Below are 16,413 nucleotides of genomic sequence, written 5' to 3' on the forward strand. Positions count from 1 at the left end.
TCTTACTTCTCAACTGTTTTTCGCTACAATCGAAACGCGTTTAGCTCATAGAAAATTTACGCGCATTTTAGTTTTTCATTTTTATAAAAATTTAAAGATCGCTTCATGCCAGATCATGAAGTTGTGACATCAGGACAGAAAACCATGGTTGAAGTTGAATTAAAGTTCCAGATTCCAGAAGCACGTCGAACTGCATTATTAAAAGCACTCGATCCAAAAAAATCGGAACAAATTCAACTTAAAGCTAAATATTTTGATACCCCAGATCGAAAAATGGCACAGCAGCATGCAGCCTTGCGTCAACGTTTAGAAGGAACGCGCTGGATTCAAACCCTGAAAGCTGCAGGTAAAAGTCACATTGAACGCTTTGAACATAACTTAGATTTGGGTGAAGTTGAACAAGCTCCTGCTTTAGATTTATCGGTCTATGCCAATGAAGCTGAAGTTCAATCGGTTTTAAAAACCACTTTAGGCGATCAGCAAAATTCTCTACAACTTCAGTTTGAAACAGACATACTCAGAACTTATCGCGTCATAGAGTTTGAAGATGCCGAGATCGAAGTTAGCTTAGATGTCGGCTGTATCCGCAGAAACAGTACAGAAATAGAGGTTCATGAAGTAGAATTTGAGCTTAAAAGTGGCTCTATTCAATCGCTCCTTGCCTTTGGTTTTGAATGGGTTAAAAAGTACCATTTATGGTTGGATGTTCGCAGTAAAGCGGAAATCGGTAACTTGCTGGCATTGAATCAAACTGTGAGTCCAGCAGTTGAAGCTAAAGAATTTCAACTCAGTAAAAAAGATACTGCCGCAAAAAACTTACGACTTTTAATCGCACAGGAAATGCAGCACCTTCTGCCTAATATTGCCGCAATTTCTGCAGGCGTTGCGCAGGCAGAGCACATTATACAAGCTCAGAAAGCACTCCATCATCTACAATTAACCATTTCGCTGTTTAAAGATTGGAACAGTGATATCGTTGAAAAATGGGCTTTGCAATTGGGTGCATTTAAGCAACAGTTTGAACAATTACATCATTTTGAGCACATGCAAAATACTTTGGGAGGCTTTTTACAAAACCCAACGACTTCAGAAAACTTAACTAAAGATATTTTGTATTGCAAAGAGAAATTAGGCAATTTGGTTAAATCGACTCAAAATGTACATCATTATCTTGAGCTTTTAATGTTTAGTTTGAAATTCGATGATGCGCCGCAGCAACATGATTTTAAATGGTATGCTCAAACAACCCTGCAAAACCAATATAAAGCCCTCCAAGAGGCTTTAAATGATGCCGACATTAACAATTTTGAAAGCTTAGATGTACTTTCTCAACGCATACAAGAGCTTAAATTTAGCTTCCCAATTTTGACGTCGATTTACGATGTAAAAAATTTGCAGAAATACAGTAAAGCACTCAATGATGCACAAGTTGCGGCACAGGAATACCAAGTCCTTTCCTCTTCTGCACAGTATATTCAGCAAACAGAGCTGGAAGCTAGCGATTGGTTTGTTCTCGGTTGGTTGACGGCAAAACTAGAGGTTTATGCTGATAAGCTATTAGAAGCGACAGAACAATTCCTTGTGAGTCGAAAACTTATTAAATAAAACCTAAGGGAGATTCAATGAGTCTCCCTGTTTATTTGCATCCCACATTGTCATATAGATATTCATTTGTTGGACATTCAGATTCGAATTCGCCTAATTTCAATTCATCATTTCCTTAGTTTGACTCAGTTACATTGAAATATTTTGAGAAGCTATTATTTTTGTTTTCTGGATAAAAACTTTTAAAATAAGCTATCTGAAAAATTAGATTCAGGGTGGTTTTATGTTGAATAGTCACATACCTGTAATTCATCCCCTATTTTCATTTTCACTTATATTTATCCTTTTCCCATTACTAAGTGCTTGTAGTGAACAACATAAGCCTGTGCAAAGCACCGAATTAAGGCGCACGGCATCCTTACAAGTAGAAAAGCCGCTTTCTCCAACTCAAAACTTTGATCAGACACGACGAACCTTTAAAGTCCTGCGCAATAATAATGAGGACTATGGTGATGAGTCTTACCAAATCAAAACCGATGCTGGCACACTGAGTATTTACAGTATGAACTTGAATCCGCAGCAAGGTCAGCTACTATCCAGCGTCAAGTCTGGAGAATGTCTAACTCTATCGAGTCAAAGTGACAATTTAATTGCGGTTGATGGTTATATAAGTGTGATGGAATTGGGTGACATTAAAATTCATCCCTGCAAATAAACATCAAAATAGTATTTGCACAACAGTCATTCAAAAAAACTAAGAAAAGTACGTTAAGACTACGTTGCTATTGGGAGTTTAATTCATGATCCATACTGATTGGACCTTGTGCTAATAACCCCCATGATTTCATCGCATTACTCACCATACGCTGTAATTGCGTCAAGGCCATACCATCACGTGCTTGTATGGTCATCCCTTGCAATAAGGTCATATAAAAATCAGTCAATTGCTCTGCATGAGCCAAACTTTCAATTTCCGAATTTTGCACGCCTATAGCGAGCCGATCCATAATTTTTGTTTTAGTATAGGCACGACGTTGTTTGAGCTTTTCTTGTACGGTTTGGTTTTGCTGTGAACAATTCATTGTTGCCACCACCACCATACAACCTTTAGGTTTATTGGCTTGTACCAAATGCTGAATACTGTCATATAGGTACAATTCCATCGCAATTTTAGCCGTTTGGCCTGCTTGTAGAATTTTTTCTGCAGGCTGAACTTCGTGTTCACTATAGTATTCAATACATTTTTCAAAAAGCGCCGTTTTGTCGCCAAATGTGCCATATAGGCTAGGTGCGGTGATATTCAAAGCTTGAGTTAAATCACTGATGGACGTTCCTTCATAGCCAAATTGCCAAAACAACATCATCGCCTTTTCCAAGGCTTGCTGTTCATTAAAACATTTAGGTCGTCCACGCTTCTTGACCGAATCGGCTGGATTAGCGTGCTGATTTTCTTGCTTTGAATCATTCATCATAAGCTAACATTTATATTTTATAACGTTCACTAATAAAATAATTGACGCTCACAATTTAATCAAATAATTTATTTTTATAACAGTCACTATTAAATTAAATAATTAAGGTGTAACGCTATGAATCCGCATGCTACAGCTTTAAAACCAGATAAACAGTTGACGCAGCAGCCTGATGAATCTTCTCCCAATCAAGGGAATTGGTTTGCAATCCTCACGGTTGCCATTACAGCTTTCGCCCTTGTCGCCAGTGAGTTTTTACCCATTGGCGTGTTAAATGCCATTGCTCAAGATTTAAATATTAGTGTAGGTACCGCAGGTTGGGTGATTACCCTCCCTGGCATTATGGGTGCGATCGCAGCGCCCCTGCTTTCTGTTGCTGTGAAGCAACTTGACCGTCGTATCTTACTGATTGCCTTAACCGTGATTATGGTCATTGCTAATTTTATAACTGGCTTCGCAGAAAGCTTTGCGCTGTTGTTGTTTAGCCGTTTTCTATTGGGTATTGCTATCGGTGGATTTTGGGCAACAGCCATAGCCTTGAGTGGACGTGTCGCACCCAGTCATCTCGCCATAGCCAAAGCCACTGCGATCGTCATGGCAGGTGTTACCTTAGCGACGGTATTAGGTGTTCCATTAGGTACATGGCTAAGTGAATGGTTGGGTTGGCGTAGTGCATTTCAAATCATTGCAGCGATTGGCATCATCATTTTAGTTTTAGAAATCAAATTTCTCCCAAAACTTCCACCCACTTCGGCTATTCGATTTAGTGATTTACCTGCACTGATTCAACATGATAAAGCACGTAAAGGCCTGATTATTATTTTATTAATTGGTTTTGCTCATTTTTCTTCTTATAGCTATCTCGCCCCATTTTTTAAAAATCATGCAGGCTTTGATGCGACCACCATCAGTTCATTATTATTGATCTACGGTATAGCCGGTTTCTTTGGTAATTTATTTGCGGGTTATAGCAGTAACATCAATGTCCGCTATACCCTTGCTTTTGTTGCCTTCAGTTTTATCGTAGTATTTTTTAGCTTTCCACACTTTGCAGTTCATTTATTCGGTGCATATCTTTTAACGGCATTATGGGGATTCGCTTTTGGGGCATTTCCTACAACGGCCAATATCTGGATGTTTGTACATGCCCCTGAAGCTGTTGAAAAAGGCATGCCACTATTTATTGGTATTTTCCAACTCATGATTGCGTGTGGCTCACTGTTTGGCGGCTATATTGTCGATCATTTTAATGCCAATACCTTATTGTATTCGGTGATGATCTTTGTCGCATTTGCCATAGTGGCTATATTCACTTTAGGGCGTGGATTAAATAACCCGAAGCTTCCTTGTACAGCGAACTAAGTCCACGCTCTAAGTGATATCGTCAATACATTTGATTAACGATATTTCCCAAAGATTTTCCACGTATTGTTATCGGCTAAAGGGTCGCTATAGCTATCACTACGGGCTTTACGTGGTTTATCACGGGCATCCACCAATTTAAAGTCGTTTTCGACACTGAGAACAATCCCATTCACATAAAAACGGGTACGGGTGTATTCACTTTGTCCATGTTGAAATACATAGGTTCTGAGGTCAATAAATTCACGGTGTGCGACCAAAGCTGCCGTATCATCGCTGTCTAGCCATAGTCGCATCGCTTGAATTTGATCTGCTTCAAATTGCCCACATTTTTCAACTAAGCTGGCAATACCCCGAAAGGTTTTAGATTCTTTCGCACGTGTTTTGTTGATTCGAATACGATCCACGTGAAAATAAAAAAGCGGCAGATTCAAATGACTCGGCAAATGGACTGCATCGAGGACTTCATCTTCCATAAAGGGCTGAAATAAGTCCTGAGCACGTTCAATTAAGCCAGTCCACTGTGCATAATATTCGGCTACTTCAGATTGTGTACCATAATAAATGGGCAGCCCTTCTACATTGGCTAAGGTTGAGGGCGGCCAAACATTTTGTCGAAGTAATGCAATATCACTTTTCAGACTTTGCACTGCGATTGCATCTTGCATGGGGTATTCCACTTTACTTAGGCTATTTTTAGATTAAGTCAAAGGTTTAGTTTCTGCAAGGCTTTGCCTATAATACTGCATTAGATTTTTATGCTAGGACACATTCATGGTTCAAAAGATTGAAGCTACTGATGTAACCGAAGAAGAAGCGTTGAATGCAGCTTTCTTTGAACGTGCGGATGAATTTATTAAACAAGCCAATGAATTTTGTCGTGTTGAAAAAGGTTCTCAAGTCAAACCTGCAGAAATGCGCGGTCAAGTGAGTGCTGCCATGTTATTTGGTACTGCTCGCTTTAATACTTGGGTTGCTGCAAATGGCTTCAAAGATGGCAAAGAAATGCGTGATACCAAAGATCAAGTGATGTCTTATATTCTTCAACAATTTCAAATGATGCTTGAAGATAATTATGATGAATATTGCGAACAGTTTGAAAACTATCTTCGCTTCCGTCATAACGAAGAATTCCATGCAAATAAGCATGATCACGACCACGATCATCAGCATTAATCAAAAGCCCTTCGGGGCTTTTTTTATACAACTTCTCTTTCACAAAGCTTTGATTTAATATTTAGTCATAACGTTGTATTTTCATCATTCATGCTATTTTCAGTGCCTCGCGTATTCGAAAATACAATGAAATACGCAAGAAATGGACATGGTTTTAAGGACAAGGATAGCAATGCAGACGCTCGATTTTGCCATCGTAGATTCACATATACATCAATGGGATCCATACAATACCCCACATGCCGCTTCACTTGCCGTGAAATTATTGGGTAAACATCCCTACTTGCTCGACAAAATGATGCGCTTAGTTAAGCCGCAAGAGTTAATTGACACTGTTGGATTGACCAAACATGTGACGACACCGTATTTGCCTGAAAATTATAAGCAAGATGCAGGACATTATCAGGTCGATCAAATCGTACATGTAGAAGCGAGCTGGCATGACCATAAAGGCAAAGGGGTAGTTGGTGAAACCAAGTTCATTGAATCCTTAGACTTTAACGCTCAAAAAATTAAACTTGGCGCCATAGTCGGCACTGCAGACCCAAGTGACAGTAGTTTTAAGAAAATTCTTAAAATGCATAAACAAGCCTCCCCACATTTTCGTGGCATACGAAAAATGGCAGCTGTACATGAAGACCCGAAAGTTCATGCATGGACCAATGAACCGCATCTCTATACCAATAAAAAATTTATGAAAGGTTTTGAAGCTCTTGCTCAAATGAACTTAAGTTTTGATGCGTGGGTTTATTCAGACCAAATTCGTGATTTAACCGCTTTAGCACGTGCTTTCCCTGAAACATCTATCGTGCTGGACCATTTTGGGACACCTGTCGGTGCCTTTGGACCTGTCGGCTCACATACAGGCTTAACCCAAACTTCACGTGACAATATCTTGTTTCGTTGGAAAGATGATTTAGCTGAACTGGCAAGTTGCCCAAATGTTTATACCAAAATGTCTGGATTATTCATGCCGGTGCTGGGTCATCAATTTCATAAAGAACAACGCCTTGCATCTAAACAAGAGATTTTCGATTGCGCCTTTCCGCTTATTTCTCATGCTCTACAATGCTTTGGGAAATACCGTGTGATGTTTGGCTCTAACTTCCCGATGGATAGTGTGAGTGCATCCTTGGTGAATATTATTGACGCATTTTCAGATGCGGTCGCGAGTTATGATCCTGATGCATTGACTTTAGTCTTCCAACAAAATGCCCGTCAGTTCTACCGCCTATAAGTTCGTTAAGATAATCTTGCAATCAAGTCATACAATGTAGCTCAAAAAAAATCCTCCAGATGGAGGACTTTTTTTAAGTTTATTTTTGAGTAGATTTTACAGCTTGACCATATTGGTCAGCCATCACCTCAACCAAACGCTCAGGTTGAATATATTTTTTGATGACTGCATTAACATCCGCTTTGGTCAAACTAGCAATGCGTTGATCACGCTTTTCACGATAGTTTAAATCACGACCTTTTTCTAACTGTGGAATCAACATACTATGAATGCGACGGTCATCTTCAAGTGCAGTTAAACGCTTTTTCAAAATACTGGCTTTGGCTGCTTCTACTTCCTGTTCCGTCACGCCATTTTTCAATAAGTTTTGCAAAACTGTATGAACAGACTGAGAAACTTGTGCTGATTTACCCGCAGTGTAGTTTGCATCAATACTCAGCACACCCGAATTCACCCATTCATCAAAATTAATGTCTGCACTAAAACCATAAACCAGTGCATTCTTTTCACGTAACTCTTGAGCTAGACGTGAAGACAACTGTGAATCACCGAGTATGTGGCGTAATACTTGTAGCGCAGGAGAATCGGTATGCTCTACACCTACAGGTAGAGTCATAATGGCTTGGTAACTACCAAACTCACGCTGTTCAGACAATGCATGCACTTTCTGTGCAGGATACGCTGTAAATGTAGACTCTAAGCGTTGATATGGCTCGCTGGTTTTCCAATCTGCAAATTCTTTTTTCAGAATTTTTTCTATTTGCTTGGTATCAAAATCACCTGTTACCGCAATTTGTGCGTGCTGTGTTTTAAAGAATTTTTGATGTAACTGCTGCACTTGATCACGTGTAGCCGACTCAATTTGTTTTTTCGCAAGTTCAGGTTCGAAGTGATAACGAATATCCCCCGGCTCATAGATCTCGACAATACGCGACAGAGTCATTGCTGCAACGGTATCAGGCTCTGTATAAGGTCGATCCAAACTCGACAAACTTTGCGCTTTGATTAAATCAAATTGTGACTGTTCAAATGCTGGTGCTTTAATAACATCAATGACATATTGCAAAAATTCAGCAAATTTTTCTTTACGAGCAACCACTTGAATCATCAGGCCATTATCATTTGCACTGACCGTTGCACCGCCACCAACATCAATAATTTTATCGGCAATTTGCTGCAAACTTTGATCTTTAGATGCACGGAACATGAGGTAAGCTGTCAAATCTAGCAACTCACCTTTATTCATTAAACTTTGTGCTGTACCAAAATCCAATGCAATCGTGGCATAGGTTTTGTCATCACGGGTTTTAGTTGGAAACAATGCATACTGAATGCCGTTTTTAAATTTAGCGCGCTGAATCTGCTTTTCTTTCTGATTTAAATATTGCTTAGACTCTGCAACATATTGCTTCACTTCAGAACGATAAACACTCGCATCTTTCAACGGCTCTTCTGCAGGCGCTTGCTGATCTAAAGTTTCAGCAGGTTTCGACGCAGCCTGTTGCTGTGCTTTCTTCTGGTCTGCAGGTGTCGGTAGAATATTTCCTGTGACACGGTATTCAGGCTTTAGAAAATCCTTATACACTTGATTCACGTCGCTTACACTCAGCTTTTGTACTTTATCTAAGTCTCTGAAATATTGAGACCAGTCCCCGTTATAAGCCACAGTATAAGAACTAAGACGCTCGCCAAGTGCTGTTGCGCTATTTTTGACATTGTCAGCCATATTTCGAGTCAAGCTTTTAACACGGTTTAGCTCAACATCATTAAAGGCTTTATTCTGCTCTACACCTTGTGCCAGACTGGTTGCCACTTTGTTTGCATCATGACTTGGGCCATATATCGCCCCCATAAACACCAAATTAAAATCTTTATCTAACCATGTGGTCGATTGAACTGCGGTTGCTGTCCCTGTTTCCACCATGCTTTGATACAAATGCCCACTTGGCTGTAAGGTATACAAAGTTGGAGATACCGCCAAAGCAGTTTTAATCGGTTCGACTGCACCATTTAAATAAATATTAAATTTGCCAAAGTCACTGCCCTTATGAACTGTAAATTCGCGTTGCTTTAATTTCGTTCCATCTAATTTAGGGACTTTGGCCTGTTCAGGAATTTGGCGTGCGGCAATTGGGCTAAATTGTTGATCAATTTGTTTTAATACAGCCGCTTTATCAAACTTACCAGAAATCACCATCACTGCATTATTTGGCGCATACCAACGGCGATAGAACTGGTTTAATTCGTTCATATTGATAGATTGAAGTTCTTTCAAATCACCTATCGGTAAGCGGCCTAAAGATTGATTGCCATAGGCTTCTTTTAAAACTTGGTCGATTAACACTGAAAATGGCTGATCTAAACGAATTTCACGTTCACGCTTAACGATATCAATTTCTGTCGGTACAAATTTTTCCTGAAGTACCAATTTATCCATCCGTTCTGCTTCCAAATGCAAAACTTGATCGATTGAACTTTGTTCAGGACGAATCACATTGGTGTATTTCGTTGAAAAATAATCCGTACTGGCATTGGTCATCAGCGTGAATTGGTCTAAGCGACGCTGAAATTCATCACCTTTGACATTTTCAGTGCCTTTAAAGGCCAAATGTTCGAGCAAATGTGCCAAACCACCTTTGCCCGCTGGGTCATTTAAAGAACCCGTGAAATACACCGTATTCATAAACACTTTGCTTTCTTTATCGTTTTGCGCCAAAACCACACGAAAACCGTTATCTAATTTATATTCTTCAATGGCTTGTTCAGTTTTAACCAATACAGGTTGAGCAAAGAGGCTTGTACTTAAACCTGCAAAAAAAAGTGAAAGCGTTAAATGTTTAATACGCATGTAATTCAAGTGTCCTTTATATTTAGCATCAATCAGCGCAGTGCTGTCGATCAGATTGGTTTTGATTTTATGCTGAGCTTTTCTGGATTAATAGTTACTTTTTATTAAATACATGCTGCAGAATGAGACAGCATGTATTTGATTTATGTTCAGATATAAATGTCCGACTGCATATACAAACACGCATAGCCTGAGATTTCTATACGGTCATTTTCAAGCATTTGACAATGTAACTCACCACCACGGCTTGATGCTTGATACGCTAAGATCTGACGTCTTTGTAGACGTTCTGCCCAAATTGGCACGATTCCGGTATGAATAGAACCCGTAACAGGATCTTCATTGATGCCATTACCCGGTGCAAAATAGCGTGAAATACAGTCATATTGCTGGGCTGCCGCAGTGATTGCAACATCGGTAATCGTACCCGGCGCTGTGATGGCGGTTCGGATTTTGCCCAGTCGTTTTAAAATTTCAAAATTCGGTTGTTCATCTAAGACTTGTTGAGCCGTTTCATATTCTACGATATACGCCTGCGCATTCTGATAAACCTGCTTAAAAGGTTGACTCAACCCTAGACGTAGCTCTTCAGGATATTCGCTCACGACCTGTGCCCGACGCACAGGGAAATTCATCAGAATTTTTCCATCTTCAGCTTTATTTACGTTAAAAATACCGAGATTTTTGACATGAAATTGGATATTTTTTTCAGCCGTATAAAACTCAAAAAGCACATAACTACTGGCCAATGTCGCATGTCCACAAAAGTCCACTTCAGTGGTCGGTGTAAACCAACGAATTTCATAATTGCTGCTGTCGATTTTTTTCACAAATGCAGTTTCAGACAGATTATTTTCCAAAGCAATCTGTTGCATCAAGTGTTCATCTAACCATTCATCCAACACCAAAACCGCCGCTGGGTTGCCTTTAAATAACACTTGGGTAAATGCGTCCACTTGATACATTTTCATTGATAGAACTCCTGATTTAGTGATTTATATTAAAGGCTTTTGAAAATATTTCATGCGTTATATGCTATGTAGCAACACTTTTTAATAAAACATCTAAGTTTTAGATGAACTTAAATATAGGTACAATTTTGAAAACGCATATTCACCCTGTTCCTTTAGAAAAATCATACCGACTTTTAAATCATGGGCCGACTGTGCTCGTCTCTGCTCAGGATCAAACCCATACTGGTGTGATGACTGCTGCATGGGCATGCGCCTTAGAGTTCAACCCTGCAAAAGTGACGGTAGTACTGGATAAATCAACTAAAACACGTGAGATTATTGAAAATTCAGGTTATTTCGCCTTACAAGTACCAACACTGAAACAACTCAAACTGGTCTATGCACTTGGCATGATGAGCCAACGTGATGCGCCAGAAAAATTGCGCCAATGTGGCGTAGAATTATTTCAATTTAATCACTCAGATATTCCTGTAGTTGAAGGTTGTGCTGCTTGGCTACTGTGCAAACTTATTCCTGAGCCGCACAATCAACAAGCGCACGATCTGTTTATTGGCGAAGTCATTGCTGCCTATGCAGACGACCGCGTCTTCCGTAACGGACATTGGTATTATCATGAACTAGCAGATGAATGGAAAAGCCTACACCATGTTGCTGGCGGGCACTTTTATACCATTGGTAATCCTGTATCTGTAGATGAGACACCAGACTAAAATAGCGCTATGAACTCTGTCGTTTATTTAGGGTTGAAAATGGATAATCATACCTTTTGAGCATTTTCATGCTAACTTTAACTTAATTTAAAATATTGAATGAATGGATATGGCGTTTAAAATACATACATTGGATGTCAAAAATTCACTGCAAAATTATATTTGGCTGCTTGAGCACACCGAAAGTTATGATGTCATTGCAGTAGATCCTACTGAAGCTGCCTTGGTCGAGCGCTATTGTCAGGAACATCAGCTCAATCTTACGCAAATTTGGCTAACGCATTGGCATAAAGATCACGTCGGTGGCGTACCGGAACTTATCCAGGATAAAAACATTGCCGTTTACGGTCCCCGTGCAGAATTAAGCCGTATTCCATGGGTGAATTATCCTCTCGATCATAATGACCGTTTTGAATTTCATGGGCTTGAAGTTGAAATAACAGCAACGCCCGGCCATACCCTCGGTCATATCGTATATTTTATCGATGACATTCATACACTTTTCTGTGGCGATGTATTATTTGCTATGGGTTGTGGACGTGTATTTGAAGGCACCTTTCAACAAATGTACGATTCCTTGAACCGTATTGCCGCATTCCCTGCAGAAACTCAAGTGTATTGTACTCACGAATACACCCTATCGAATGCGCAGTTTGCGCGGCATGTTGAACCTGACAACCTTGCCATACGACAGCGGTTTGATGAGGTTGAATCACTGCGCATGCTCGGACAATGTACTTTGCCAAGCAGCATTGAATTAGAACTAGAAACCAATCCATTTTTACGCTCAGAAAGTGTTGAAGCGTTTCAGCGCTTAAGAGAACTCAAAGACAATTTTTAATTGGATTGCAAGGTATAAGCATTTTAGATTTCATCACAAATAAACTGTTTTATTTGTGATGAATGTTTCGGGCCGATTTATCATTTTATGTTTATAAAATTTGATTGGTTGCAGCAAACTCATCCAGTTCAGCTTGAGTCACAACTCGAACGGCTTGCATTTCATCGATACGTACCATCAATAAACCACCTAATGCAGGCTGATAACGTCGCGCACTGCCAAAAGGCGTATACGCCACTTTGGATTGCTCCGAAAAGACCAACCAATCTTCATGTCCAAGCATTACCGCAACAGGCGTCTGCCCCGCTTGTTGCATCTGTTCAATTTTTGCTTTTACAGCGTGCTCAATGTTCTGCATGCGTTCAATCTACTTATACCAATAGAACATAGTATAAAAGCTTTTCGATAAATCTTGATGAGAAATAGCATTGCCAGCTCACCTATCCAGCGAATTAGGCTTTGAACAAGCTGTTATTTGCAATCCACAACTGCATGCCCAAACAGCTGTGCATTCTAAGCCAAACAATCGTTTATTTTGCGCACAGCTTCTCTATAAACATAGTTCAGATTTTAAGCCAGCAGTTAAAACCCAAATTTTTAAAATACGTTATATTTACTTACATTAAGTTTAGCTTGTTATAAAACAGCGAGTTAAATAAGTTTATACCGTTTACAAGCCGATAATCTGTTTATTTATCCATCAAAATTTCATATTTTAAATAAAAGTTTTCCATTTCCCCTTTAAAAAATATTTTGACACCCCTATTTAATATTTTAATGATTGATAAGGAGTTCGCTCGTGAAAAAAGTGGTTAAAGCAAAAAATTTAGTTGCCTTCCGTCTTTGGTTAGAAAAGTTAGGATATTCTGTTCGTACACTGGCAGATAATCGTGGATTTACATTCAGTTTTAAAAAAGAATATGGTCTAGTGACTGTAGACTTGTCTGGTAATGCTTTGGCCATGCAGCTCGGTGAAGAGTTTGAAGATCATTTAAAGGCATAATCTTCATTAAAATTTATTCGAACGATTAGAAATAAATGATTTAATTCGATTGATTCGAATCCGCATTTCTAAATTTGCCCGTATATGCGGGCTTTTTTTCACCTTTGTTTTACTGACTCATTTTAACGAGATAAATATCAGACAATAAGAAAGCAAGATAAGACATCTTGCTGTATCTCTTCGTTCATCATTCTTTCATTAGATTTTTTTATTAGAATTAGTCTTCAAAAAAGACCATGTTTAAGACACTGATTTTTTCGAATTTCAAAAACAAAAAAGCAAGGTATAAAACCTTGCTTAATCTAATGGTGGGGACGGAGAGACTCGAACTCTCACACCTCGCGGCGCTGGAACCTAAATCCAGTGCGTCTACCAATTTCGCCACGTCCCCAACTCGGGTGCTGACAATGTCAGACTTTAATTTGTTTTAAAAACCTGTTTATTTGGCAACTTAATAAATTAAGTGGTGGGGACGGAGAGACTCGAACTCTCACACCTCGCGGCGCTGGAACCTAAATCCAGTGCGTCTACCAATTTCGCCACGTCCCCAACAGGGTTGCTGACAATGTCAGACTTTTTAAAACTTGGCAGAGGATCAAGGATTCGAACCTTGACGAACGGTTTTGGAGACCGTCATGCTACCATTACACCAATCCTCTGTAACTTTCACTACTAAACCAATATCTAGTAATTCAATGGTGGGGACGGAGAGACTCGAACTCTCACACCTCGCGGCGCTGGAACCTAAATCCAGTGCGTCTACCAATTTCGCCACGTCCCCGATGGCTGTGTATATTATAGAGATCACCCTTACATGACAAGCCTTTTTTATAAAAAAGCATCTTGTTTGTTTAAATAAAAAACAATAGTGCCTTTTTTGTATTTTTCTTAAGCAAATTCAGCAACTAAGTCGCTTTTTAAGCGATAAAAATCCACCAATCTGTCATTTTTTTGCTTCATCAACATGTGTTGCAATAGCTGATTAAACCCTTGATATTGCATCGGCAGATCAAGCTTTAAGCGTTGGCAATGTAAATAGGCCCAATCTTGATAGTTTTTCGCCTCTAAACGCTGTGATGTCAGCCATTCCAAGAAAATAATCCCCAGCGCATAGATATCACTGTGCAAAGATTTTGCTTGTCCATGGAAAAGTTCTGGAGCCATATAACGTGGTGTCGCAGTTAAGGCATTTTGCTGATCAAAATCTAATGGTAGCGCTTGCTCAAAGTCGATGAGTCTGCACTGCCCTTGCCAATCCACAAAATGCTCTTGTTTTAAATCTGCATGTATCCAACCGTGCAAGCTTAATCGTTCAACCACATCGAGAGCTTGCCATAGCACCTGCCTCACCTGTTCGATGCTCAAACTCGATGCAGGCTGTAAGAACCAAGGCTCAGCATTCGGCAGTATTAATAAGCGATCAATAGGCTCTTGCTGAATACTGAGATACGACTGTTTTATCACTTGAAAAGGTAGCGTGATGCTGTCTTGTATAGACGCTTGATTGAATAGCTGGTACAGCTCAATTTCTCGACCAAAACTAGCTACATGTTCAAGGCTGCTGTCACTGACTTGCGCCTTGAGCCAATAAAGTTGTTGATTGAATTGAAATTGATATAGACGACGCCCAAAAACCAAACTTTTGGATTTGGTTTTTGGTTCGCAAATGGTTTGCGCTAAATCTGTGGATTTAAACCGCAATAAATTCTGCATGTCGTTGACTGGGTTCATTTTGATAATTTAATAATTCCAAACAATGCTGAATGGTCTTACCAATGCGGGCTTGCGTTTCGATTAATGAAATTTTCGGCCATGTGGCTCTTTCACCTTCACGCTGCAATACTTTAAACAGATAAGGTCGAGGATTTTGCAACATATAACTATAGTGTCTTAAGCCATATTTCCCCACAATATTGACATCACCATAGTAACGCTGATCCACCACGCCATAACCATGATCAAGCAAACGTCTTACAGGTGGGATACTTCCTGCACGCTCACGGGCAAAATCCATCACCCCTTTACTAATCACCTTACCTTGACGACGAACGATCCGCTCAGGCCAACTCAACATACTTTTACGAAAGCGTGATGCATCATCCTGCATAAACGGCACAATATGCGGATTGACCTGACTGGCGATACTATAATTAATATTATATAGACGTGCCATTTTCTCCTGTGGGAAATCACTGCGCACACTACCATCCACCCAACGTGTAGCCGACATATATGGCGTAAATTGCCCGTCATAACGCTTACTGGTCAGTCGTACCGGTGGAAATAGAATGGGCACTGCACATGATGCCAACACTGCACTCCAAACCAACAAATCGGGTGATGTATACGCATTCATAATTCGTGCATCTTGGGATGCATCATAAGGCGCAACTGCCACATTGATATGCAGACCTGATTGCTTATATGCTTCGGCAAAAGTTAAGTCACCTAAGTTTTCAACCAAAAACTTTTTCAGATATTTTACATCTGCCAAACCGCCATTACCCTGCACTAACTCAGTCAATTTACGAAAGTGAAATGCCTCACTAAAGAAATTTTGTCCGTTTAATAAATTGGTAAATTCTGATGGTTTAGATACACCCAACATCCCGGTCATAATGGCGCCAGCACTGGAACCAGACAGAACTTTGGGCATCAGATCTTGCTCCATCAGTGCTTTACACACACCTGTATGAAACAAACCTAAAGTTGAACCGCCTGAAAACATCAAAACAGGTTGACCATAGGCTTTTTGGCTTTGTTCAAAGAATTCAATTTTTTGTGCAGCATTGAGACAAACGCATTCGTGGGATGCGATAAATGCCAAACTTTGACTCACCTCATCAACATAGTCTTCAATAATTTTTTTGGTACCGACGTAGGCTTCTGTAAACAGCAAGGGATGGGCAATATTGCCCACATCATAAGTTAAACCTTCACTTAAAATGTACATCAAATCTCGAGTACGTTTCTGAGCACGATATCGTCTCAGCAACCCTAAACGATGAGTGATAATTTCTGCATCAAAATACGGTGAACTATTATCGAGTTTCCATTCTTGTGCACCCGATTCTTCATCTATTTTAAGTGCGATATCTTTCCATTCTTCATAACATTCAGCACGGTCGAGCTGACGCTTTAATTTTTTTATCCGATATGCCTGATGTGGATTAATACTTTTTGAAAACCCTGTAAACAACATGACTATCCCTCAGCACACTTTAAACTGTTCACTCAGCTAGATT

15 protein-coding genes and 4 tRNA genes are annotated in these 16,413 nt (G+C 39.7%); 8 read left to right on the plus strand and 11 right to left on the minus strand.

Features of this window, described 5'->3' with window-relative positions; translation table 11 throughout:
• The first annotated feature begins 144 nt into the window (after nt 1-144).
• Both FTT92_RS04180 and FTT92_RS04185 read left to right on the plus strand, forming a co-directional pair.
• A complete protein-coding gene (locus FTT92_RS04180) occupies nt 145-1,605 on the plus strand; it encodes an inorganic triphosphatase (RefSeq protein WP_180171608.1) in 1,461 nt (486 codons plus the stop codon).
• Between the two features lie 223 nt (nt 1,606-1,828).
• Entirely contained in the window at nt 1,829-2,260 is a 432-nt protein-coding gene (locus FTT92_RS04185; protein WP_078193600.1) for a hypothetical protein, read from the plus strand.
• A 67-nt stretch (nt 2,261-2,327) separates the two neighbouring features.
• Here the strand turns inward: FTT92_RS04185 and FTT92_RS04190 are convergent, their stop codons facing one another.
• Nucleotides 2,328-3,017 (minus strand): TetR/AcrR family transcriptional regulator, encoded by a 690-nt coding sequence (locus FTT92_RS04190; protein ID WP_257231580.1) that lies wholly within the window; start codon nt 3,015-3,017, stop codon nt 2,328-2,330.
• 117 nt (nt 3,018-3,134) lie between these two features.
• Here FTT92_RS04190 and FTT92_RS04195 point away from each other — a divergent pair, with 117 nt between their 5' ends.
• Nucleotides 3,135-4,379, plus strand: coding sequence for an MFS transporter (locus tag FTT92_RS04195; RefSeq protein WP_180171514.1), 1,245 nt, complete (start codon nt 3,135-3,137; stop codon nt 4,377-4,379).
• Between the two features lie 35 nt (nt 4,380-4,414).
• Here FTT92_RS04195 and FTT92_RS04200 read toward each other — a convergent pair whose 3' ends face one another.
• Nucleotides 4,415-5,047 (minus strand): hypothetical protein, encoded by a 633-nt coding sequence (locus tag FTT92_RS04200; protein ID WP_180023861.1) that lies wholly within the window; start codon nt 5,045-5,047, stop codon nt 4,415-4,417.
• A 106-nt stretch (nt 5,048-5,153) separates the two neighbouring features.
• Between FTT92_RS04200 and FTT92_RS04205 the strand changes: the two genes are divergently transcribed.
• Nucleotides 5,154-5,555, plus strand: a complete 402-nt coding sequence (locus FTT92_RS04205; RefSeq protein WP_180171515.1) for a DUF3144 domain-containing protein — start codon at nt 5,154-5,156, stop codon at nt 5,553-5,555.
• 172 nt (nt 5,556-5,727) lie between these two features.
• Entirely contained in the window at nt 5,728-6,792 is a 1,065-nt protein-coding gene (locus tag FTT92_RS04210; protein WP_180171516.1) for an amidohydrolase, read from the plus strand.
• 79 nt (nt 6,793-6,871) lie between these two features.
• Here FTT92_RS04210 and FTT92_RS04215 read toward each other — a convergent pair whose 3' ends face one another.
• Nucleotides 6,872-9,640: a pitrilysin family protein gene (locus FTT92_RS04215; protein WP_180171517.1), complete on the minus strand. Its 2,769-nt coding sequence runs from the start codon at nt 9,638-9,640 to the stop codon at nt 6,872-6,874.
• A 149-nt stretch (nt 9,641-9,789) separates the two neighbouring features.
• Nucleotides 9,790-10,611 (minus strand): PhzF family phenazine biosynthesis protein, encoded by an 822-nt coding sequence (locus tag FTT92_RS04220; protein ID WP_180171518.1) that lies wholly within the window; start codon nt 10,609-10,611, stop codon nt 9,790-9,792.
• 104 nt (nt 10,612-10,715) lie between these two features.
• Between FTT92_RS04220 and FTT92_RS04225 the strand changes: the two genes are divergently transcribed.
• On the plus strand, nt 10,716-11,324 hold the full coding sequence (locus FTT92_RS04225; protein WP_180171519.1) for a flavin reductase family protein: 609 nt from the start codon (nt 10,716-10,718) through the stop codon (nt 11,322-11,324).
• A gap of 109 nt (nt 11,325-11,433) precedes the next feature.
• Nucleotides 11,434-12,165 carry a hydroxyacylglutathione hydrolase gene (gloB, locus tag FTT92_RS04230; RefSeq protein ID WP_180171520.1) on the plus strand — a complete coding sequence of 244 codons (732 nt, stop codon included), beginning with the start codon at nt 11,434-11,436 and terminating at the stop codon, nt 12,163-12,165.
• A 91-nt stretch (nt 12,166-12,256) separates the two neighbouring features.
• Here the strand turns inward: gloB and FTT92_RS04235 are convergent, their stop codons facing one another.
• Nucleotides 12,257-12,523 carry a hypothetical protein gene (locus FTT92_RS04235; RefSeq protein WP_111883866.1) on the minus strand — a complete coding sequence of 89 codons (267 nt, stop codon included), beginning with the start codon at nt 12,521-12,523 and terminating at the stop codon, nt 12,257-12,259.
• 441 nt (nt 12,524-12,964) lie between these two features.
• Between FTT92_RS04235 and FTT92_RS04240 the strand changes: the two genes are divergently transcribed.
• Nucleotides 12,965-13,168 carry a hypothetical protein gene (locus FTT92_RS04240; protein WP_078188846.1) on the plus strand — a complete coding sequence of 68 codons (204 nt, stop codon included), beginning with the start codon at nt 12,965-12,967 and terminating at the stop codon, nt 13,166-13,168.
• 306 nt (nt 13,169-13,474) lie between these two features.
• Here the strand turns inward: FTT92_RS04240 and FTT92_RS04245 are convergent.
• The 6 genes from FTT92_RS04245 to FTT92_RS04270 form a co-directional block, all read right to left on the minus strand.
• Nucleotides 13,475-13,559 (minus strand) — tRNA-Leu (locus FTT92_RS04245).
• A gap of 73 nt (nt 13,560-13,632) precedes the next feature.
• Nucleotides 13,633-13,717: transfer RNA gene (locus FTT92_RS04250), tRNA-Leu, on the minus strand.
• A gap of 36 nt (nt 13,718-13,753) precedes the next feature.
• A tRNA-Trp gene (locus FTT92_RS04255) sits at nt 13,754-13,827 on the minus strand.
• Between the two features lie 37 nt (nt 13,828-13,864).
• Nucleotides 13,865-13,949: transfer RNA gene (locus FTT92_RS04260), tRNA-Leu, on the minus strand.
• A 107-nt stretch (nt 13,950-14,056) separates the two neighbouring features.
• Nucleotides 14,057-14,881, minus strand: coding sequence for a protein kinase (locus FTT92_RS04265; RefSeq protein ID WP_180171521.1), 825 nt, complete (start codon nt 14,879-14,881; stop codon nt 14,057-14,059).
• Nucleotides 14,859-16,370 carry a DUF3336 domain-containing protein gene (locus FTT92_RS04270; RefSeq protein WP_078193611.1) on the minus strand — a complete coding sequence of 504 codons (1,512 nt, stop codon included), beginning with the start codon at nt 16,368-16,370 and terminating at the stop codon, nt 14,859-14,861. Before FTT92_RS04270 ends, FTT92_RS04265 begins: the two co-directional genes overlap by 23 nt.
• Nucleotides 16,371-16,413 lie beyond the last annotated feature (43 nt).

This window comes from Acinetobacter sp. YH12023, assembly GCF_013420135.1.
Taxonomy (GTDB): Bacteria; Pseudomonadota; Gammaproteobacteria; order Pseudomonadales; family Moraxellaceae; genus Acinetobacter; species Acinetobacter amyesii.